Source organism: Mahella sp. (genome assembly GCF_020054945.1).
Taxonomy (GTDB): domain Bacteria; phylum Bacillota; class Clostridia; order Mahellales; family Mahellaceae; genus Mahella.
This window is the reverse complement of the sequence record NZ_JAIHAU010000001.1, coordinates 1-21827: the sequence shown is the minus strand read 5'-3', so window position 1 is coordinate 21827 and position 21827 is coordinate 1. Positions and strand designations below refer to the sequence as shown.

Annotated in this window: 22 protein-coding genes and 1 tRNA gene; 5 read left to right on the top strand and 18 right to left on the bottom strand. The window is 42.5% G+C overall.

The window, feature by feature from the left end; all coding sequences use genetic code 11:
• Positions 1-8: 8 nt before the first annotated feature.
• Positions 9-1292, top strand: a complete 1284-nt coding sequence (locus tag JG770_RS00115; protein ID WP_291953674.1) for a methionine gamma-lyase family protein — start codon at positions 9-11, stop codon at positions 1290-1292.
• Between the two features lie 258 nt (positions 1293-1550).
• On the opposite strand, the gene lexA is transcribed toward JG770_RS00115, so the two are convergent.
• The gene (gene lexA / locus JG770_RS00110) at positions 1551-2174 is read right to left on the bottom strand and encodes a transcriptional repressor LexA (RefSeq protein WP_291953672.1); all 624 of its coding nucleotides are present in this window, start codon (positions 2172-2174) and stop codon (positions 1551-1553) included.
• A gap of 186 nt (positions 2175-2360) precedes the next feature.
• On the opposite strand from lexA, the gene JG770_RS00105 reads away from it, so the two are divergent.
• The gene (locus tag JG770_RS00105) at positions 2361-2633 is read left to right on the top strand and encodes a LysM peptidoglycan-binding domain-containing protein (RefSeq protein ID WP_291953670.1); all 273 of its coding nucleotides are present in this window, start codon (positions 2361-2363) and stop codon (positions 2631-2633) included.
• A gap of 6 nt (positions 2634-2639) precedes the next feature.
• On the opposite strand, the gene JG770_RS00100 is transcribed toward JG770_RS00105, so the two are convergent.
• The 12 genes from JG770_RS00100 to JG770_RS00045 form a co-directional block, all read right to left on the bottom strand.
• Positions 2640-3608 carry a tyrosine recombinase XerC gene (locus tag JG770_RS00100; protein ID WP_291953668.1) on the bottom strand — a complete coding sequence of 323 codons (969 nt, stop codon included), beginning with the start codon at positions 3606-3608 and terminating at the stop codon, positions 2640-2642.
• Positions 3609-3640: 32 nt separating this feature from the next.
• Positions 3641-4069: a ribonuclease HI gene (gene rnhA, locus JG770_RS00095; protein ID WP_291953665.1), complete on the bottom strand. Its 429-nt coding sequence runs from the start codon at positions 4067-4069 to the stop codon at positions 3641-3643.
• Positions 4070-4074: 5 nt separating this feature from the next.
• Positions 4075-4875 carry a pyrroline-5-carboxylate reductase gene (gene proC, locus JG770_RS00090; protein WP_291953663.1) on the bottom strand — a complete coding sequence of 267 codons (801 nt, stop codon included), beginning with the start codon at positions 4873-4875 and terminating at the stop codon, positions 4075-4077.
• Between the two features lie 20 nt (positions 4876-4895).
• On the bottom strand, positions 4896-6647 hold the full coding sequence (gene pyk / locus JG770_RS00085; RefSeq protein WP_291953661.1) for a pyruvate kinase: 1752 nt from the start codon (positions 6645-6647) through the stop codon (positions 4896-4898).
• Between the two features lie 69 nt (positions 6648-6716).
• On the bottom strand, positions 6717-7247 hold the full coding sequence (locus tag JG770_RS00080; RefSeq protein WP_291953659.1) for a cob(I)yrinic acid a,c-diamide adenosyltransferase: 531 nt from the start codon (positions 7245-7247) through the stop codon (positions 6717-6719).
• 47 nt (positions 7248-7294) lie between these two features.
• Positions 7295-8410 (bottom strand): Ger(x)C family spore germination protein, encoded by a 1116-nt coding sequence (locus JG770_RS00075; protein ID WP_291953657.1) that lies wholly within the window; start codon positions 8408-8410, stop codon positions 7295-7297.
• Complete coding sequence (locus JG770_RS00070; RefSeq protein WP_291953654.1) at positions 8407-9522, bottom strand: endospore germination permease; 1116 nt, start codon at positions 9520-9522, stop codon at positions 8407-8409. The genes JG770_RS00075 and JG770_RS00070 overlap by 4 nt, the downstream gene beginning before the upstream one ends.
• Positions 9516-11114 carry a spore germination protein gene (locus tag JG770_RS00065; RefSeq protein ID WP_291953652.1) on the bottom strand — a complete coding sequence of 533 codons (1599 nt, stop codon included), beginning with the start codon at positions 11112-11114 and terminating at the stop codon, positions 9516-9518. The genes JG770_RS00070 and JG770_RS00065 overlap by 7 nt, the downstream gene beginning before the upstream one ends.
• 53 nt (positions 11115-11167) lie before the next feature.
• Positions 11168-12334: a geranylgeranyl reductase family protein gene (locus JG770_RS00060; RefSeq protein WP_291953651.1), complete on the bottom strand. Its 1167-nt coding sequence runs from the start codon at positions 12332-12334 to the stop codon at positions 11168-11170.
• Between the two features lie 4 nt (positions 12335-12338).
• Positions 12339-12794, bottom strand: coding sequence for a ferritin-like domain-containing protein (locus tag JG770_RS00055; RefSeq protein WP_291953649.1), 456 nt, complete (start codon positions 12792-12794; stop codon positions 12339-12341).
• Positions 12795-12838: 44 nt separating this feature from the next.
• Positions 12839-14140: a DUF1015 domain-containing protein gene (locus JG770_RS00050; RefSeq protein ID WP_291953647.1), complete on the bottom strand. Its 1302-nt coding sequence runs from the start codon at positions 14138-14140 to the stop codon at positions 12839-12841.
• 77 nt (positions 14141-14217) lie between these two features.
• Positions 14218-14862, bottom strand: a complete 645-nt coding sequence (locus JG770_RS00045) for a hypothetical protein (RefSeq protein WP_291953645.1) — start codon at positions 14860-14862, stop codon at positions 14218-14220.
• A gap of 114 nt (positions 14863-14976) precedes the next feature.
• Here JG770_RS00045 and JG770_RS00040 point away from each other — a divergent pair, with 114 nt between their 5' ends.
• Positions 14977-15483, top strand: a complete 507-nt coding sequence (locus JG770_RS00040; RefSeq protein WP_291953644.1) for a hypothetical protein — start codon at positions 14977-14979, stop codon at positions 15481-15483.
• Between the two features lie 4 nt (positions 15484-15487).
• Here the strand turns inward: JG770_RS00040 and JG770_RS00035 are convergent, their stop codons facing one another.
• Together JG770_RS00035 and JG770_RS00030 are read right to left on the bottom strand one after the other, a co-directional pair.
• Positions 15488-16096: a MerR family transcriptional regulator gene (locus JG770_RS00035; protein ID WP_291953642.1), complete on the bottom strand. Its 609-nt coding sequence runs from the start codon at positions 16094-16096 to the stop codon at positions 15488-15490.
• Between the two features lie 129 nt (positions 16097-16225).
• A complete protein-coding gene (locus tag JG770_RS00030) occupies positions 16226-17614 on the bottom strand; it encodes an MBL fold metallo-hydrolase (RefSeq protein WP_291953640.1) in 1389 nt (462 codons plus the stop codon).
• Positions 17615-17687: 73 nt separating this feature from the next.
• Between JG770_RS00030 and JG770_RS00025 the strand changes: the two genes are divergently transcribed.
• Positions 17688-17774, top strand: a tRNA-Leu gene (locus JG770_RS00025).
• Positions 17775-17778: 4 nt separating this feature from the next.
• Here the strand turns inward: JG770_RS00025 and JG770_RS00020 are convergent.
• From JG770_RS00020 to JG770_RS00010, 3 genes are read right to left on the bottom strand one after another with little or no spacing between them, the layout of a single operon-like run.
• On the bottom strand, positions 17779-19020 hold the full coding sequence (locus tag JG770_RS00020) for an HD domain-containing phosphohydrolase (protein WP_291953638.1): 1242 nt from the start codon (positions 19018-19020) through the stop codon (positions 17779-17781).
• 5 nt (positions 19021-19025) lie between these two features.
• On the bottom strand, positions 19026-20192 hold the full coding sequence (locus JG770_RS00015; protein ID WP_291953636.1) for a M20 family metallopeptidase: 1167 nt from the start codon (positions 20190-20192) through the stop codon (positions 19026-19028).
• Between the two features lie 2 nt (positions 20193-20194).
• The gene (locus tag JG770_RS00010; protein WP_291953635.1) at positions 20195-21370 is read right to left on the bottom strand and encodes an amidohydrolase; all 1176 of its coding nucleotides are present in this window, start codon (positions 21368-21370) and stop codon (positions 20195-20197) included.
• A 134-nt stretch (positions 21371-21504) separates the two neighbouring features.
• On the opposite strand from JG770_RS00010, the gene JG770_RS00005 reads away from it, so the two are divergent.
• Positions 21505-21827: ABC transporter substrate-binding protein (locus tag JG770_RS00005; RefSeq protein WP_291953634.1), on the top strand; the 323-nt coding region annotated here is incomplete at its 3' end.

Sequence of the window (21827 nt, the reverse complement as noted above, 5' to 3'; positions counted from 1 at the left end):
TAAATCCGATGTTAGATACAACCAAAGAATTTCTTAAAAGTACCTATGATATAGATCAACATATACTGGCACTTTGCCAGCAAGCCGAAGATGATATAAAGCATACATTCATCAAAATAGATAATATTCGCTCCTATAACCAATACAATGTTATCGCCGCTATGCAGCGTGAGGGGGTGGGGGAAAGGCATTTTGCGGCTACCAGCGGTTATGGCTATGACGATCAGGGCAGGGATGCGCTGGAGCGAATATATGCCCGTATTTTTGGAGCAGAGGATGCCATAGTGCGAGCGCAGATAGCATCGGGTACTCATGCTATATCGCTATGCTTCTATGGATTGCTTCGGCCCGGGGACGTGCTGCTTTCCATAAGCGGTCGACCCTATGACACATTACAAGAAGTTATAGGTATAAGCGGCAATAGCAGGGGCTCGCTGAGAGAATGGGGCATAGATTATAAGGAAGTAGAGCTGTCGGAAGACGGCTTGTTCGATAAAATTGGAATAAAAAAGGCTATTGAACTTTATACCCCCAAAGTTATAGCTATACAGCGATCGCGTGGTTATCAATGGCGCCAATCCATCGATGTAAACGCTATAGGCAATATTATCCAGTTCATACGCGGCCTCGGATGCGATGCAGCCATCGTAGTGGATAACTGCTATGGCGAATTCACCGAATTGATAGAACCGACTCAAGTAGGAGCGGATATAGCGGCTGGCTCGCTTATCAAAAATCCCGGCGGCGGCATAGCACCCACCGGCGGTTATATAGTAGGTAAGAAGGATATGGTGGAGTGCATAGCCTATAGCCTTACAGCACCGGGCATTGGTAAAGAGGTGGGATCATACGCCGGAGGGTATCGGAATTTCTATCAGGGCCTTTTTTTAGCGCCGCACATAGTGGGTGAAGCGCTGAAAGGAGCTATATTGGCCAGCCGCATCTTTGAACTATCGGGGTATAGTGTTTTTCCGGCCAGCCACCATCATCGCACCGATATAATTCAATCCATTCGTTTTGAAGATCCGGAAAAGCTCAAAGCCTTTTGCAGAGGTATACAAAAAGCCGGAGCAGTAGACAGTTTTGTCACACCCGAACCATGGGATATGCCGGGTTATGAGCATCAAGTAATAATGGCAGCCGGTACCTTTGTACAGGGCTCATCTATAGAATTAAGTGCTGACGGGCCTATGCGACCGCCATATATAGGTCATCTGCAAGGAGGCCTTACGTATGATCACGTTAAACTGGGTATCATGCTCGCGCTGAAAGAAATGGATATGGCAAAATAAATGACAAATATTTATACAAGGCATGGTCAGCATCAAAGTTTAAGCGCACCTCCAATTATACAAAATGTTCATTTTGTATAATTGGCCGCTTAACCGCCGACAATAGTCGATAGTCACCGAAGATAATTTTATGTCGGTGACTAATAACTCTATAACTCTTAAAAATTAATATTAAACACCTAAAATCCAAAAATAATCATATGAATTATTTTCCGTGGATATCCAATTATCAACTTCTATAATGATAGTTTGAAGCGTTTATAGTCTCCTTAATACAGCTATAACTTTGCCGAGTATTTTTATATCTTTCACTATAATAGGTTGCATGAAGGGATTTTCGGGTTGCAACCTTATATGATCCTCTTCTTTATAAAAGCGTTTTACGGTGGCATCATCGTCTATAAGAGCTACTACTATATCACCGTTTTGTGCAGTCTCCTGTTTGCGTACGACTATATAATCGTTATCCAATATACCCGCTTCGTACATGCTGTCGCCTTTGACTCTGAGCATAAACGCTTCACTGTTCTGAATAAAGTCCAGTGGCAACGGAAAATATTCCTCTATGTTCTCCTGGGCTAATATCGGTTGACCGGCTGCCACACGTCCTAGCACAGGTATATTTGCCAATTCTACTTTTGAAATATTTTCATCGTCGCTCGGCTCTCCGTATATCACTTCCATGGCTCTTGGTTTTGTTGGATCGCGTTTTATAGCTCCTTTAGCCTCCAAGCGTTTTAAGTAGCCGTGTACCGTAGAAGTGGAACTTAATCCGACGGCATCACCTATCTCCCGTATAGAAGGCGGATATCCTCTCTCTTCGGTTATACTTCTTATATAATCCAGTATTTGTTTTTGTTTAACAGTCAAATCTATAGGCATATTTAATAACACTCTCCGTATATATTAATTATGACTCAATTATAACACGAAATAAAAAATATTGCAAAAGAATGTTCGCATATAGCTTGACAACGAATGTTTGTTCGTGTTAATATATATACAGAACATTTGTTCGTACATTTGAATACTAAACGCTGTGAAGGCTAAATACAGAAGGAGGCAAACATGATGAAAAAGAGTTTATATATAGCGGCGATAGTTATAGGCATACTGATACTGACCATTGTCCCCTCTTTGCTCGAGCGTACATCGGCGCAAAATGAGAAGAGTTATCAATTAGTATATGTGGAAACAGGCGACTCGCTTTGGTCTTTAGCTAAGAGATATGTTCCTAAAGACAAAGAAATACGCGAATTTATATACGAGATAAGGCAATTAAACGATATAGAGCCATCTAAACTGCAACCCGGCGAATTGTTGAAGATACCTGTGTCTTGATTTGGGTTACTTATCATGCTCTACTTCCTGCGATAATGGGTTGCTATTTACGGCATGGCGTACCATATCATTATCGACATGTGTATATATCTGAGTGGTAGATATATTTTCATGGCCCAGAAGTTGCTGCAGCGTCCGTATGTCTATATCGCCGTATTTATACATTAGTGTGGCCGCTGTGTGGCGCAGCTTATGCGTAGAATACTTGGTACTATCCAGACCCGCATTTGATATGTATTTTTTAACTATATGCTGAACTGTTTTAGGGCTTATTCGTTTTTTTAACTTACTTAAAAACAGCGCCTCCCTATCCTTTACCCCGTCATGAGGGCGCGTTTTTAAATAATTTTCTATAGCATTTAGGCATGCTTCATTGAGATAAACCGTACGTTCTTTATTACCTTTGCCTATTACGCGCAAGGTATCTTCTCTGATATCGCCTATATTTATACCCACCAGCTCCGATAAACGCAACCCGCAGTTTAGAAATAATGTAAGTATAGCGTAATCCCGTTCTTTAAAGGGTCCGTCTACCGAGGCTAACAATTCCCGGCTTTCCTCCAGAGAAAGATATACCGGATTTCGAGAGCCTACTTTAGGACTTTCCAATTCAACAGCCGGATTTACAGATAAAAGTTTGGCTTTATTAGTAAGATATTTAAAAAATGTGCGTATGCTGGCCACCTTACGCGCTCTGCTGCGCGCATTGTTATGCATCTGGTTGGAGAGAAATGATATATAAGCGTAGAGATCGCTCAGTTGCACGCTCTTTACTATGGATAAATCTATATCTCGGATGTCTATAGATCTTATATCCTCGCTCTCATCTACCATATCGCGTCTCATTTTCAAAAAACGAAAGAAGGTGCGCAGATCATAAAAGTACTCTTTTACCGTATTGGGAGATTTACCCTGTATATTTTCGAGATATATAAGAAAATCGTTTATTATATCAGGCGTACCATTTGTTCGCATCCTCTGTCCCCTCTTCCATTATAAAATACAATTTACTTTATAGCGTTTTTAGCGAGTTCATCGCATCTGTTGTTATATTCGTTATTGCTATGACCTTTTACTTTTACCCATTTGATGTCATGCATTTTGGTTAACTCTATAAGTCTTTCCCATAAATCTTTATTCTCAACGGGATCACCGCCTGTAGTTTTCCATCCGTTTCTCATCCACTTGTTGACCCAATGCTGATTAAAAGCATTGATTAAATATGCACTATCGGAGTACAGCTCTACACAACACGGTTCCTTCAGTGCTTCCAAGGCCTTTATCGCTGCTGTCAATTCCATACGGTTATTTGTAGTCAGAGGTTCTCCACCGTATATTTCTTTTATGCAGTCTTTATAATTTAATATGGCAGCCCATCCGCCCGGTCCGGGATTATTCGTACAAGCGCCATCAGTATATATAGTTACTTTTTTCAATCGCTCTACTTCTCCATATATTTTGATTTCTCAGCGCATGCTTTAACGGCTTGCATTACGATACCACGAAATCCGCCCTGTTCCAATGCATATATGGCGTCTATAGTGGTTCCTGCCGGCGAAGATACCATATCCTTAAGTTTACCCGGATGTTCTCCGGTTTCCAATACCATGGCAGCCGAACCAAGCAACGTCTGAGCTGCTAAAGTATACGCCTTATCCCTTGGCAGGCCCTCCATAACACCAGCATCAGCAATGGCTTCTATAAACATAAAGGCATAAGCCGGTCCGCTGCCGCTTACGGCAGTCACAGCATCCATTAATTTTTCTTCGACTATCTCGACCTTACCTAATGCGGCAAATATTGTCTCCACTTCCTTTGCCGTACTCCCATCTATATTTGATGGCACAGCTATGACGGACATGCCCATGCCTATGAGTGCGGGAGTATTGGGCATAACGCGTACAACCCTTACGTCTCTATCAAAAAAACTTTTTATGTACTTTATGGATATGCCGGCAGCTATAGATACTACTATGGTATCAGGTGCTATAACATCCCTCAATTGCTTCAATACCGGTTCATAGACAGCCGGTTTTATAGCAAGTATTATTATACGGGCCGATTCAGCCAAAGCCTTATTATCATTAGTTATATCAACACCCAATCGTTGCAAAGAAACTAATTTGTTATCGTCGATATCGCTGACTATCATGTCGGCCGGTTGTACCAATTCGGCTTTTAATATGCCTTTTATTATAGCCGTTGCCATATTGCCGGCTCCTATAAGTCCTATTTTATACACGACTATATCATCTCCTATTGTTATATTACGGCAGCTTTTCCGTTATATACAAAACCATGTTGTGGGTCTACCGTTACCCATATACCATCGGTTAATATTTCGGTAGCTTCCTGGGCTCCCACTACGACCGGTATCTCAAGCGTCAGTCCAACCACAGCGGCATGTGAGGCTATACCGCTCTCTTCGGTTATAATTGCCGAGGCTCTGCGCATGAATGGCAACAACGTATTGTCGGTAGACTTAGCCACTAATATATCGCCATCCTTGAAGTTGGTCTTTGCATCCATATAGTTCTTTACAGAGCATACTCTGCCATATACAGCTTTAACACCAAATCCCACACCTTTGACAAGTATATCTCCGGCTATATGAACCTTTATAAGATTGGTAGTGCCACTTACTCCTACTGGAACACCTGCCGTGATGACCACCAGATCTCCGCTGCTTATTAGTTCGGATTCCAAAGCGGTATCGACTGATTGTTCTATCATTTCATCCGTACCTTCCATCTGGGAGGTTAAAAACGGCACTACACCCCATACCAGCGATAGTTTATTGTACACCATTTCGCTTATAGTGGTTGCTATTATCGGAGCCACCGGCCTGTATTTGGCTACCATTCTTGCGGTATAGCCTGACTTTGTAGCGGTTATTATGGCTCTAGCGCCTAGGTCCCGCGCTATAGTGCAGGTAGCATGACTTATAGCGTTTGTAATACTGGCTGAGGATATAGCCTTATCATAAAAAGCAGCATCGCAATTAAGTGAGCGTTCGACCCTTTCGGCTATGCGTATCATGGTAGTTAAAGCCTCTACGGGATATTTACCCGATGCTGTTTCTCCCGATAACATTATAGCATCGGCCCCCTCGTATATGGCGTTGGCCACATCGGTAGCCTCGGCTCGCGTAGGCCGCGGATTACGTATCATGGAATCGAGCATTTGAGTAGCTATTACGACCGGTTTACCGGCATCACGGCACTTGGATATGATGGCCTTTTGTACCACCGGAACATCTTCTGTAGGTATCTCTACGCCGAGGTCACCCCTCGCTATCATTATGCCATCAGCCACAGCCATTATATCATCCAGATTGTTTATCCCCTCTTGATTCTCTATCTTAGCTATTATCTGTACATCATAGGCGTTGTTATCTTCGAGAATCTTTTTAATCCCCAATACATCTTCGGCTCTGCGTATAAAAGAAGCTGCTATGGTGTCGATGCCTTTTTCTATGCCGAATTTAATATCGTCTATATCTTTTTGAGTCACCGAAGGCAATTGTATAGATATGCCAGGAGCATTGACGCTTTTCTTACTGCTTATCAGGCCGCTATTCATGACCGTACAATGGATATCTGTACCATCGATATCTTTTACCCTCAGTTCTATCAATCCGTCATCTAATAGCAATTTATCGCCCTGTTTAATATCTTTGGTCAAACCGGCGTAATTTACCGATACTATAGAATTGTCGCCTTCTATATCCCTTGTGGTCAGCGTGAACGACTGACCCTCTTTTAGTTCTACGGGCTCGATTTTAAATTTACCTAATCGCATTTCCGGACCTTTTGTATCCAGTATAATCGATAGCGGTATATTATGGCTTCGCCTAGCATTTTTTGCCATGTCTATACGCTTTCCGTGTTCCTCATAAGAGCCATGAGAAAAATTAAGCCGTATGGCATTAGTACCGTGTGCTATCAATCGTTCGAATACCGCTTTATCGTCGCTGGCCGGCCCTATAGTGCATATTATTTTAGTCTTACGCATAATGTAAAGCTCCAATTCGCTAATTTAATTTACAGATATAATTATAGCACAAAAGAGCTGCCATAGGTACTAAAGTTCTATCCCTTTACGCGCCGCAACGCCTTTGTCATAATAATGCTTTACGGGTCTCATTTCGGTTATGAGGTCGGCTAGATCTGCTATTTCATCGGGCACATTGCGGCCGGTCAGTATCAATTCCATATTATCAGGTTTCAAGCGTATAAGCTCTATTACTTCCGGAATGCTTACAAAACCGCTGTGTATGGCCGCCATAATCTCATCCAGTATGAGTATGTCGCATGCATTTTCCCGTATCATCTGTTTAGAGAAGTCAAAACCGCGGCTTATATCCTGCCTGAGCTGTGTCAATTCATCATTGCTCATATCGCTTATAAATTTATGCGATGACTCGAAGCGATATATGGTAAACTCGGGGGCCAAACGCTGAGCGGAATGAAGCTCCCCGCTATCTATACCTTTAAGAAACTGAATCATTATAACCTTTAGACCCCGCCCCACTGCCCGCAGCGCCAATCCCAGAGCCGCCGTGGTTTTACCTTTACCGTTACCTGTATATACTTGAATATAGCCCTTTCTCATAAAACCCTCCCTGCATATTTTTGCTGTTCAGCTGTATTATACCATAATCAGCTGGATGTGCCTATACGATTTATATTTATTTCGGCAGATATATTTACATCTACATCAGGATATATACTTTTCCAATCGATACTATCATAATAATCCGGATATTCTATTTTGACGCATCGGCACAACCCTAGAGGATCAGATCGATATTCTTTCTGCAATTTTCTCATGACATCGTTCATATCGTTTATAAGTTCCCGTTCCAACGCTTGCTCCTCACGTCCTATATCGCTCTCGCTCAACGGCCGCGTGACTTTATGCTCTATCAGATCGGCATCGCCCTTTATCTTCATATCTATAGATAGTTTATCCCCATTCAATCTACATTTTATATCGTTGCTAATGCCATGTATATTGACAGTGGAATAAACATCATCATTCTCTGTTGATTTAAAGCTCTTATACGTTAGATTTACGCTCTTCGCTTTATTGCTCATCATCATAAAAACCACGGCCCCATCGTTTAATAAGTTGCCCTTATATTTATCATCGGCAAAAACAGCTATTCCCCGGGCAATCAATCCATCCCTGCCTTCAGTTACCTCTACATAAGGCAATACTGGATCGCTATCTTTATCGACCATTTTGCCGAATAAATCTACTACGGTTACCAAGGGTACCTTGGATAACCTTCGGTTTTTCTCTAAAAGTTGAGTTAAATACAATGCTATGAACGGATCTTGTTTAAGCTGGATATTGAGCAGCTCTTCCGCTTTACCCTTTGCAACCGTTACATACATGTCATTTCTTATAGACGGATTGCGCACAAAGGTGTCCAGATATTCTGAAATACCGTTTTTTGCAGCTTGTTCCCCTATAACCAATACTCGGTCATGGGCCACCGATATTATTTGATGGCTCTTGGCCTGCATATCATTTATGGCTTCGTCTATAGAATGCCCCTGGCTTGATAAAATCTGTAGCTGCTCTTTAGCGCCTTCGGTTAACGTGGGGGCAGTTAATGTCACCGTCACCATATTGGACTGCCCTTCTGCCGTATCTATACCTATACCGTAACTCATATACATATCCTGGAGCTGTTTAGCATCCCAGCATCCCGTTAATGTCAATGATAATGCTAACATAACCGCCAAGCCAATAACATATCGTTTCATGCTTTATCGTCATCCTTTATGCCGATGTGCCTTATAGCGGCTGTAACAGCCAATATGAGAGGTATCAGCATGGCCACCACTATACCCATATAAGATATATAAAGCATATATCTTGCCACCTCTATGCTATTTTTTGGTATTTTAGCTATAAAGTAAACAGCTATAGCCAACATCCAACCGATATTCCTGCCATATTTGGGTTTAAGATTCAATAGCTGTGACATGCTCAGTGCGGCGCTATAAAACGCAATGCCTATAGTCATAAATATATTAAACGTCCAAAAGAAGGCAAAGAATAAATCTACTCTCTCAAAAAACGGAAAACGCTCACTTTTTATATAATATATAGTAGGATAATTTATATATTTAAGTATCTCAGTACCCATAACGCCTATTATAGCTATTACTACCAATGTATAAAAAACAACGTTGATGCTTATGCACATGGCAGATGTTCGAAATATTTTTTTGGTATCGCTTATAAAAGCCGATGCTATAAATAATACCTCAAAGCCGTAAAAACTATATAACGCAGGTATACTGCCTTTAATTATGTTGACATAGCCGCTTTGTAAGACGGGCTTAAGATTGTTTATCTCTATACGCGTAGCCGGCGGTATAAGCAATATTATAAATGGAACCACTAGAAATAATATAACCTCACTCGTACGCGCTACGGTTCTTATACCGCCTTGAGACATATATATAACCAAGAATAATGTTATTATCAGAAGACTTTCAATAGGCGTATTCGGAAGGAACCATGTGGATATAAAGTCAGCCATTATACGCAACACAAGTGCGGCTATAAGGATTTCAAACAATATGTACGATATGTTTACCATATTGCCAAGTAGCTTTCCGATTATCCTGGTAGAATAATCCACTAACGTATGGCCTGGAAACCGTCTTGATAATGAACTGTAACACCACAAAAATGGTATGATGATAAACCCGGCCAACAGAGTAGATATCCATGCATCTTGGCCTGAAACCTTGGATACTGTCTTGGCTATATTGAGCAGGCCCGTACCCAATATACTATTTTCTAATATTGCAAACAATTGCCATAATGATATGGAATCGTCTTTATTTAGATTAGGGTTTACCACCTGGTTCTCCTCCTCGATGACGCCACAGCGCTGCTACCCTGTCTTATAAGATTTCGATTTTCAGGTATCATGGGGCGTTTCTTCATAGCCCATAATGGAAAACGCACGATGGTATCTTTTATATCTGATAGCTTAAACGGGGCCACAGGGGCCAGATATGGTATACCGAAACTCTCCAAGCCGGCCAGATGGATTATAATAAACAGCCACATAGCCGCTATACCAAATACGCCGAAAAAAGCGGCTGCTATCATAAGCGGGAACCGTATAAAGCGTATAGAATAAGTGGTACTGTAATTGGGTGTAATGTATGCGCCTATGGCGGTTATAGACACTATAATTATCATAGCGGGGCTGACCAATTTGGCTGCCACAGCAGCCTGTCCTATGACCAGCGTACCTATAATGCCTATGGTTTGCCCTATAGTACCCGGTAGGCGCGTCGTAGCCTCGCGCAATATCTCTATCACGCCCTCCATAAGCAATGCTTCCAATATTGCTGGGAAAGGTACGCCCATGCGAGAACGGGCCAATGCCAGCACCAATTGCGTAGGTATCATTTCATGATGATAAGTTAATACAGCCACGTAAAAGGACGGCAGTGATGTGGCTAAAAATAACCCCATTAGACGTATTAGTCGAACTGCCGTACCAAATATAGCTCGCTCATAATAATCTTCCGGGGACTGATAAAGTTGAGCAAAGGTAGCCGGCGCTATCAGAGCTACCGGCGTTCCATCGACTAATATAGCTACTCGACCTTCTAATAGATTACCGGCCACCTTATCCGGACGTTCCGTGGTCTGCATCTGGGGGAAAGGTGAAAAAGGGCTGTCTTCGATAAATTGTTCTATATAGCCGCTTTCAAATACAGCGTCGGTATCTATAGTATTGAGCCTCTTTTCAATCTCTTGAAGTAAAGTTTCATTTACTATATCATCCATGTAAGCTATGACCACATCAGTCTTAGTGCGTTTGCCCAGCTTAAACCCCTTCATTTTAAGCTTTGGATCTTTAATACGCCGCCTTATGAGCGCTGTATTAAAGCGTACGGTTTCTGTAAAGCCCTCTTTAGGCCCGCGTATCACATTTTCGGTGGTGGGCTCTTGGACACCGCGGTTTTCCCAGCCGCGGCTATTGAGTATAAGAGCAACAGGAAAGTTATCTATAAACATAGCCGTATCGCCCGATAATATCGCGTTTACAATGTTCATTACATTTTGATCCTCTTTTATTTCACCTACCGTTATGTTGAGCTGTTTTATGATTTCGATATCGATGTTCGACATGGCATTTTTTTGATCTATGCGCGTAAAGTACATAAGCGGTTCCATTATTTCAAGATCTACGCTTTGGCGGTTTGCCAAACCGTCTACATATATTATGGCTGCCGGTAAAGGGTTATCCTTTCCTATTTGGAAACGGCGAAATATTACGTCGGAACAATCAGAAAATAGAGTCGCAAATAGGCTAATGTTATCTTCTAATTTGTTATATAGAGAAGTAGCTGACGGAGCTATCATAGCTGATGAAGTCTGTGTATTGGCTTTATCAGATTTATTCTTCTTGCGTTTTATAACCTTTATCGGCATTTAACTACCTCCAGCCTATATTTTATAACTAGTTTTGATAGGCTGAAGGTTTTTTATGCATGTTTATGTATAAGAGTTCTAAACATTCTCCCTGGCATAGGTAAGAGATTTTCTTTCAACACCGTATCATACGGATGTCTCTGACACATTATAATTGGTATAGCTCTCACCATACTTGGGTTTTCTTTCAGCACATCATATTGGAATTGAGTTTTTTTGCCAGATACCAGTGCCACCAAAAGGGAGAGGCGAAAATCATGATAGAACTCGGCCGCACATCTACGCGCGTATGCCTTACCCCAGTCACCGCCGGCTTTTATAACTTCCAACAGCGTTTGAGCGGCTATGTGACCGCTACGCAAAGCATAGTATATACCCTCTCCGGAAAACGGGTCGACGAATCCGGCCGCATCACCTGCCAACACAATATTGCTTTTGCTTATTCTTCTTGGAATTCCGCCTGCTGGGAGAAAACAACCTTTTGCTTTGGGAACAGGCGCATTGATTCCTTTATGCTTTAGTATCCTCTCGGCGAATTCATAAAAATATGTTGTCAAACGCTTATGATTCCATGCAACGCACCCTACGCCTATATTATAGCCATCCTTTTGGGGGAATGCCCAACCGAACCCTCCCAGGAAGGGTATAAAATAAAACTCGGCTGTTCCATAATCGCTGTTCAGCACTGGTACATGAACTTCGGCTTCCATGGTAAACCCCATCTGCCAAATCGGCAAACGACCGTGTATACCGCTCAATGCCGCCGTAGGACTGAACACTCCATCTGCACCTATAACGTATCTGGCTGAGAAACAGCCTCTACTGGTTCGTATAATTATGCCTGTACTATTCTGATCGATTGCCGTAAGCTTTGCCCCTTCAATGAAATAAGCGCCAGCGTCGATGGCTTTATGTACCAAAAAATCATCGAAATACCGGCGCTTGACCGCCTTACCTATCGTGCGTTTCTCGTCCCATTCGCTGCTATCCAGGTTATAACCGTATACCCTTACCTTATGTGCCTCGTGCTGTATCAATTCATCGGGAAGCTCAAATCCCAATTCATCCAGCGTCTTGGCAGACAACATGCCGCCGCACGTTTTATCCCGTGGAAACACAGCCTTGTCCAACAACAATACCGACAAACCGCCTTCCGCGGCGGCTTTGGCCGCGGCGCTCCCGGCAGGACCGGCGCCTATTATGGCCAAATCATATATCATCGTATCATCCTTTCTCCCCTTCCATAGCCAATTGCTCCGCTTTATTCAACATCCATGCGCTGTGGAGGTCTTCATCTATGAGATTTGACCACAGCACTTTTAATAACTCATCATCGTTTATTTCAGCAATAAAATCCTTATAATCGCTTATGGCTTTTTGTTCAATAGCCACATTTGTTCTTAAAAGCAGGAATATGCCGGCCGCACCCAAAACATTGCCTAATATTTTACCCAATTGGGGCGCTAGTATGTTTCCCGCCTTGCTTGGTATAGCACCAAAACGCTTCATCTGTGCGGCTATGTTATCGGCATGTTGCTGTTCTATAGAAGCGAAGCGTTTCAATGCCTGCGATACATATTGATCGGATACAAATTCAGCCTGGTTAGTATAATTATCGATCTGGGTTAATTCCAGAGCGTAAAACCAATTCAATTTATCTATTATAGTTTGCTGATCCATATATTTCACCCTACTAGTTAATTTTTAACTAGTATGCCCTGTTACTAGAACTTATATATCACCAAACCAGTCAATAATTTAGGGTAGAAATATGTGGACTTTTGCGGCATCTTTTCTGCTGCCAATGCTACGGCCTTCACCTGTTCTATCCTGGTAGGACGCAATATGAAAGCCATTTGAGCATCGCCGTCTTTTACCGTCTCCACAGCCTCTGATATATCGCGCGTATAGGTTATGTATGTTTGTTGAGCCGCGCTATACTCGTCTATTTTCAACAGGCTATTTATTATCAAAGAATGCAGCACTGATACGTCCAATTGCTTATAAGCGCGCGGCTTATCGGGTAACGCCTTATCCACATCGGCCCAGCTTTTTAGCTGCAAGGCATAAAACCGTCGTCCATCATAATATACAAAAAACGGCATCTCATCGGCTTCATGTTGCGCTATTACGTTCGATACTTCGCAAGAGCATACGTCCAGCGCTTGTACATCGAATTCCGATGATATATCATTTAACAAGGTATCCTTATCCAAGCCTTTTATATTTTTTATTATTCTATGCGTCGGCAGTATCACCAATCCTGGATCCTCCATGGCTACCATCATCATCATGACATAATCGAAAGGCTGCTCGCCATCGGATTTGCCGGTTATCGCGCGCATTTCAGCCCTGAAATTGAGCGCCGTTTCGTAGCGGTGATGCCCGTCGGCTATAAAGATCCGTTTATCGGACATAGCCTGCTGTATAAACTCTATTATATTTTGATCGGCTATCACCCATAACTTGTTCGATATGCCGTCGCTATCGATGAAATCCACATCGGCCGGTTGCTGTATTATACCCTCTAATATGTATGATATCTTAGCGTCCGAATCCTCATATAAAGAGAATATCTGGCTGAAATTGGCCTTACATGCGCGCATGAGATTTAATCTGTCGGCCTTGGGTTTGGAAAGGGTATATTCATGAGGTAATACGACGCCTTTGGAGAATTCCTCCAGTTTCACCAGCGATATAAAGCCGGTACGCGTAAGCGTCCGTCCATCATCGAGTGTAAAACCCTGCTGGTACACGTATATTGCCGGGGATTTATCCTGCACCAAGACGCCATCTCGCAACCATTGCTCTAAATATGCGGCAGCCCTGGTATAGCGATTATCAGCCTCATTATCCCCTTCCGTTAGGCCATATTCCAGCCTTATAACGTTATACGGATGGACATCATGCAACGCTTTCTGCTGCTGTTCTGATATAACGTCATAAGGCGGCGCTGTTAGCTTGGCTATATCCTTATTATATCGCTCGTTATATCTTATTCCATTAAAAGCCTTTATCTGAGCCACTATAAATTCTCCTCTTCTTCGTTAATAGATTCTTTATCTATAGTATATCTTATTCGGTATGAGCTGACAATACCGCATCATGTTGTTTCCCTGGTCACTCGGATATCATTCAGATAATCTATGAGATCAGAGGCCTCCTGTTTGGTTAATTTTTTGCTGTCATCCTTGTTATATCGTCTGTGTATAATATCGCGCATCTGTTCTTCGGTGAGCCCTATAGCGGTATATATGGCATATATAGCCCTTCTCTGCGGATCAGTTATATTATCGTCAGCATGACGCACATTGGCATTTACCGATGTTGCTTCAGCAGCAGGACGGCTGACAGGAGCGTCGACCACTGCGTTGTCGTCGCTGATCTCCGGAGCAAATTGCGTTCCGTAGCCCAATGCCGCCAATGCTCTGCCATAAGCCTTGGTATATGCCTTTTCTATATAATCCTCAAAATCATCGCCCGTTTCGGATCCCACACCTATCTCTACATTGCCTTTGCTATCCGTGACTTCCACCTCAAAGTAAGCGAATCGGCGTTCTATATCTATTATCTTATCTTTTATAACGGTATGGGTGTTTTGCGTATTTTCGTTTCTGAACCATACCATACGCCATTTTACTTCCATATAATCGGCCGATTCGTTATGCCAACGCCCGGTTTCACTATCTCTGCGCCTTATGGGCAATTTGGTAAGATGCTGTTCAGGGTTAAAATTAATTTCTGCCATTTCTATACACCTCTCAACATTATTGTTTGATCTAGTATATGTATATCGGCTGCATTCCATTGCATGTGATTTATGGTAATTTTGGATCATATAAATAAAAAGGAGGCGATATGCATGAAACGCACGCTGTACCCGATATTTATAATTATATTACTGGCACTTGTTATTATTATATTATATCATAATGGCAACACCGCTGATACAGTATTTTTGTCATCCGATTCTTCATATCCGATATATGGCGAATCCGCATATAGCTCCAGTGTCGGCGATATAAAAATAAGCGTGGAAAAGATCATACAAGAAAGGTATTTTATCGTTTATTCATGGAGTACAGGCGACGAAAGTTATTTTGGAATAACGTTTTTGGTGGAAAATATAAAAAAGGAGAGGCTTTCTAAAGATGATTTCAAAGTCATCTGGCTGGTAGATGATAAAGGCGAAACGCATCAACCTATACCGTATTTTGAAATATTGGATTTCCCAGAGGATCAACCTTTAGGTTGGAAACAGGTTATAAACTGCAAATTTTGGCCATTGGCACCGGAGATAAAGTATATAGATATAAATATCAAATATGGGGAAACGCTGTTCATGATCAAGGGCGTACCGGTGCAATAAACCGTCACCGCCCGAATAAGCGGCTAAAAAGAGAACGCTTCTTATTCCTCTCGCGAGCCAGCTCCTCTTTAAGGCTAGCTATTTCATAAGCCTTTTGCTTGATCTGCATCTTTAACCTGGCATTTTCGCTTATAAGCACGTCCTCATCCTTATCGTTAAGCTTGGCGGCTAATTCTTTTATTTGGTCGGCTATATCGGCCAATGCCAAACGGTAAGGCTCGTGCTCCATTTGAAGCTGCATGCGCATTTCTTCAAGGATATCATCTTTTAATTCAGATAAAATTCCATTAAGATTTGCCTGCATCATCAGCCCTGCTGACGGTACGGGCAGATCGGTGGTAGCAACATCAGCATTAAATTTTGTGTCTTCATTATCCAATGGCTGTTGAGGAGCGTTTATGATGTCCTTTATTTGGGAATTTGTAAACCCTTTATCCTGCAATGCCTTTATATATTCGAGAAGTTCTATTTCCTTATAAGTAAAATAGCGATGATTAGATTTCGTTCTCGGTATATTGAGATCGAATTCCTTCTCATAATATCTTATCACATGAGGTTCATAACCCGTAAGTTTAGCGACCTCCGATATAGTATATGTTTTTTCATCAGGCATGTCCATACGCTCCCTACCATTATATTCCACAATACCGATTACATATATATTTTACCATATCATTTATATTATATACAACCGTTTTTTCATAACCGCTCATGACTATTTCTGTGAATAAGTAGTATATGCTCATAGCTCATAAGCTTGGCCCAAATATGGTACAGTTGCATGCATATCGAGTTCGCTGTTTAGCGTAGCAGCAAAGGCGGAAGCCACATCATCCTCACCGTGTATTACGAATACCTGTTTGGGCTTATTCTTAAAATGTCTCATCCAATCGATTAGACCATTTTTGTCGGCATGGGCTGAGAAACTATCTATGCTATATATACGTGCTTTGACGGCTATGTCTTCGCCAAATATTTTAACCATTTTAGCCCCATCCAGTATACGTCTTCCCAGCGTACCCGCCGCCTGATATCCTATAAATACCACACTGCTCTCGGGGCGCCATAGATTATGTTTGAGATGATGTCTTATACGACCGGCATCGCACATGCCGCTAGCTGCTATTATAACGGCGCTGTGATTTAGAAAATTCAATTGCTTTGATTCCTCGGCGGTAAGGGTAAAGGCCAAACCGGGGAAATCCAGAGGATCATCTCTGTTGCTTAAAAGTTTGAGTGCATCACTGTCATAATATTCATGTACATCGCGCTTGAATATTTCGGTAGCCTTTATGGCCAGAGGGCTGTCGATATATACCGATATGTTTTCAGCGTTATTGCCTTCTATGACCGTATTGAGTTCATAAAGCAGTTCTTGAGTACGGCCTATGGCAAAAGCCGGTATTATTACATTGCCTCCCTTACCGAAGGTATCCTGTATAATATCCCAAAGCATGTGAGCGCGATAGGATTTATCTTGATGAAGGCGATCACCATATGTCGATTCTACAAATATATAATCCGCATCATCGATGAAGGACGGATCTTTGATAATAGGCTGGTTTCTATTGCCGAGGTCTCCCGAGAAAACCAGCTTTATATCGTCCTCTGCATTCCAGATCTCTATTATGGCAGAACCGAGTATATGACCGGCATCCTGAAATCTTACAGATATATCATCGTTTAATCGGATTATGTCGTTATAAGGTACGGGTTCAAAGAACTGCATGGCGTATTCGGCGTCGGCTATGGTATACAGCGGTTCTACCGGCGGCCTTCCAGCTCTCATAGCTTTACGCGTGGCCCATTCGGCCTCCATTTCCTGTATATGAGCGCTATCGGGTAGCATTATGCTGCACAAGTCGGCAGTTGCCTTTGTAGATAGTATTTTGCCCTTAAAACCACGCTTACAAAGCAACGGTATGCGGCCGCTGTGATCTATATGAGCATGGGTTAACAGAAGATAGTCTATGTCGGAAAGGCTGACCGGGAGATCCATAAAGTTATTCTTTTCCTCTTCCTTTCCACCTTGGAACATACCGCAATCCACCAATACCTTTATATTTTTGTTCTCCAGCAAATAGCATGAACCGGTTACCATGCGCGCAGCGCCCAAAAATGTTACTTTCATAATTTTCCCTCCATTTATCCTATTGCATTTTTTATTGGATTATATTATAATACATATATGCAGGCGATATTATGCGAAAGTGGTGGAATTGGCAGACTCGCTAGATTCAGGTTCTAGTGCCCGCAAGGGCGTGGGGGTTCGACTCCCCCCTTTCGCACCAACATTCATTCAGCTGACGATATTTGGAAATCGTCATATTCTTCTGCCGCTAAACTTTGTACATGCCTACGTTCTTCGTTTATTTTATCGAAATTAAATATTAACGTCGATACCGCATCGCCGTCTAAAGAATCTACCGCCATATAATTCAGCGTTTTTATTGCTTGGTTTTTATCCATGGCTTTGCGGTATGGCCTGTCTTCGGTTATAGCGGTAAACACGTCGGCCACGGCCATTATCCTTGCGCCCAACGATAATTCGCTGCCCTTATAATGAAAGGGATACCCCTTGCCGTTTATGCGTTCATGGTGAAAGGATGCCCATTCGTTTATCTCTTCCAATCCTTTTACGCTTTCCAATATGCGATATGTGTGAAAGGTATGGCTGCGCATTATATTGAATTCATGAACGTTAAGCTCCGCGGGTTTCTCCAGAATTTCTTCGGGTACGGCCAGTTTCCCTAAATCGTGGAGATGACCGGCTATCTTCATCATATGGCATTGTTGTTCTGTAAAACCGAACAATCTAGACAATGTTTCGGCTACCGTAGCCACGCCGGCCGAATGCGTCGCTGTAAATCGGCTTCTAAAATCAATTATATGCCTGAATATATCGGTAAGATCCGAGAGGCTATCAATATTCAGAGGCATCGGTTCTAATAATGATAATCGCCTTTTTATGTCATTTAATGGTTTAAATATAATATCAAGCCAAAAACTTTCTTTTGCAGCCAAAGCGCGGTATGCATCTCTTAGCCCGGGCATAAACATGTGTCCAAATTGCGGCTCAATTTGGCTATTTATACCGTCTATCTGTCCTAATACTTCCCTGTTTTTATCTATCAAAACATCGATTCGATCAGCCAAATGCAGTATATAGCTGCCCATCGGAGTGCTTTCACCGCGTATATCCCATCTATCATGGTGATGGCGTATTAAAGAAGCGGAGACGGTTAAATGGTCAAAATCCTTAAAGAGCCTGTAACCTATCTCCGCATGCAAATACGGATAATCATCCTCAAAATTGAGCGTATGCAGCCTTTCTTCAAGAGATAAAGCGCCACTGTCATGCAATGCGCCGGCTATCACTATTTCTTCTTGCTCTGCAATGGGTAATCCCATTTGCTTACTCAAGTTGTATGCTATATACGCTACCCTTTTGTGATGACCGCTTACAAAGGGGCTTATAAGATCAGTAGCAGCGGATAGCGCCATGATCATATCCAGCATCGAGATTTTCATTTCCATATTTATCAATTACCCCAACAATTCATGTTCAATAATTTCTTATATATTTGCACCCCTATAAGGAGTATATCCTCATCGAAGTCAAAATGATTGCTATGCAGCGGCGCTGTAAACCCCCCTTTTGAATTTTTGCTTCCCAGCAAAAAGTATACGCCAGGCACCTTCTTCTGATAAAAGGAAAAATCCTCGGCTATCATTTGAGGTTTTACTTCGACGATATTTTCCTCGCCTATGACGCTTATAAAACGCCTTGTTAATTCGATATCGTTAAATACTACGGGATAGTTTACCACCTCTTTATAGCTCAATGATGCACTGTACGCTTTTCCCATCCCTTCCAGTGCAGCCATGATCCTGCTCTTTATCAGCTCGTATACCTCGTCGCTGAATGTCCGCAGCATACCCTCCAATATCGTGTGTTCGGCTATTATGTTGCGGCGCTCCCCACCATATATCCGACCTATAGTTATAAGGGCCTGCTCGGCCGGATCGACATTTCGCGTCAATATAGACTGGAGCATCTGTATTACATGCGAGGCTATGACTATAGTATCTATGCCTTTGTGCGGCATAGCGCCATGAGCGCTGCGGCCGGTTATTTCTATATCGAATTCAGCCGTTTGCGCCATAATAGGACCTGGCCGTATACCTATCTTCCCTTGTTCCACATCGGGGAATATGTGCATGGCATATATCTCATCTACTTTGGGGTTATCCAATACACCTTGTTCGATCATTATCTGAGCTCCCCCTTCCGACTCCTCCGCCGGCTGGAAGATTAAAACCACATTTGCTGATAAATCGCTTTTATGCTCAGACAATAATCTTGCTATGCCCAAAAGCATGGACATATGGCCGTCGTGGCCGCAAGCATGCATAAAACCCTTATTTTGAGAAATATAAGGGTTATCGTTAAGTTCGGTTACGCATAGAGCATCCATATCAGCCCTTAACGCTATGGTTTTGCTCGCATTCGGCGCCATCATCACAGCTTTTATTCCGGTCTGTGCCATAATCTTTATCTCGTCGAAATGCATTGTGTTCAATTGTTCAAGTATCATATCGCGCGTAAAAATCTCATTAAATCCTGTTTCAGGATGCATATGGAGTCGTCTGCGCATATCTGTGATATAATCTTTAAGCGCTAAAACGTCGCTATCTACCTCTATCATATCTATTGCCTCCGAAACACCAATCGACCGTTTATAAATACCATTCGGCTTTTTGTGCGAAATTCTAAAGGATTACCGTCGAATATCGCTATATCAGCGTCTTTACCGACTTCCAGGCTTCCTACCCTATCCGCGATGCCGGTTATCTGAGCGGCGTTGATAGTTATAGACTTGATGGCTTCGACCTCATCCATACCTTCTCTGACGGCTATGGCAGCCGATACCGGCAGATATTGCACCGGTATAACGGGATGATCGGTCATGATGGCCACCTTGATACCGGCTTTGGATAATATAGCCGGCGCGGTAATGCTTTGGTTGCGCAGTTCTATCTTGGAACGCTCGGATATAAGCGGGCCGAGTATGACCGGATACCCTTCTTCCGCTAGTATATCGGCTATCATATAACCCTCGGTGCAGTGATCCAACGTAATGTTTATATCAAATTCCTTGGCTATCCGTATTGCCGTCAATATGTCGTCTGCTCTATGTGCATGCACTTTTAAGGGAATCTCTTTGTTTAATACTTTTATCAAAGCCTCCATCTCAAGATCCCTTTCCGGACGTTTTTCCGGATCTTGAGCACATTCCTCTAGTTTGCATTTGTATTCCTGCGCTTTTACGAGATTTTGACGCAGTATACCGGCTATAGCCATGCGTGTATAAGGAGATTTTTCCTGATCATGATAGGTACGCTTGGGGTTCTCGCCTAAAGCCGCTTTAACGGCCAACGGTTCCTTTATTATCATATCCTCTGTGCGGCGGCCATACGTCTTTAGCGCAACGAATTGTCCGCCTATCACATTAGCGCTGCCCGGGCCGGTGACCACTGTGGTTATACCCGCTTCCATAGCCTCACTAAAGCATCTGTCAAACGGATTCACGCCATCTATCGCCCTTAAATGTGGTGTGGAAGGATCGGTATCCTCGTTACCGTCGGCGCCTTCAAACCCCATGCCATCGTTCCACATGCCAACATGGCAATGGGCATCTATAAAGCCGGGCAATACGTACAGCCCCGAGGCATCTATGATATCAATATCAACGCTTTCAGCCGCATCTATGTTATAGCCTACAGCTTTTATCTTACCATCCTCTATCAGCAAATCGCCGTCATCATAATCTTGTCCGGCCATGGTAAGTATTTTGCCGTTTTTTATAAGTATCGAATGCTTCATCAATGATTCCTCTCCTATATTGTAATAACTGAATAGTTACATTCTATCACTAATATGCGGTGATTGAAAATAGAAATCACATTTTTTATTCTTCGGAATAATATGGATTATCGGAAGGAGGCGAATATAACAATATGAAAAAATTCGCAGTTGTATTTTTACTTATGATTCTAGTACTGGCTATTTTGGCAGGCTGCAGCGATCAAGGCGAGCTAATAGAGCTGAATGTGTCGGAACCTATACATTCCATCTTTTATACAGGCCAATATGTCGCAGTCAATAAAGGATTCTTTGAAGAAGAAGGTTTAAAAGTAGAGGTAACCACCGCTCAGGGATCCGATAAGGCCATGACTGCCATATTGTCCGGCACGTCGCAAATAGCATTGGCCGGTCCCGAAACCACCGTATATGTGTATAATCAAGGCAAATCCGATTATGCGGTGAATTTCGCTCAGCT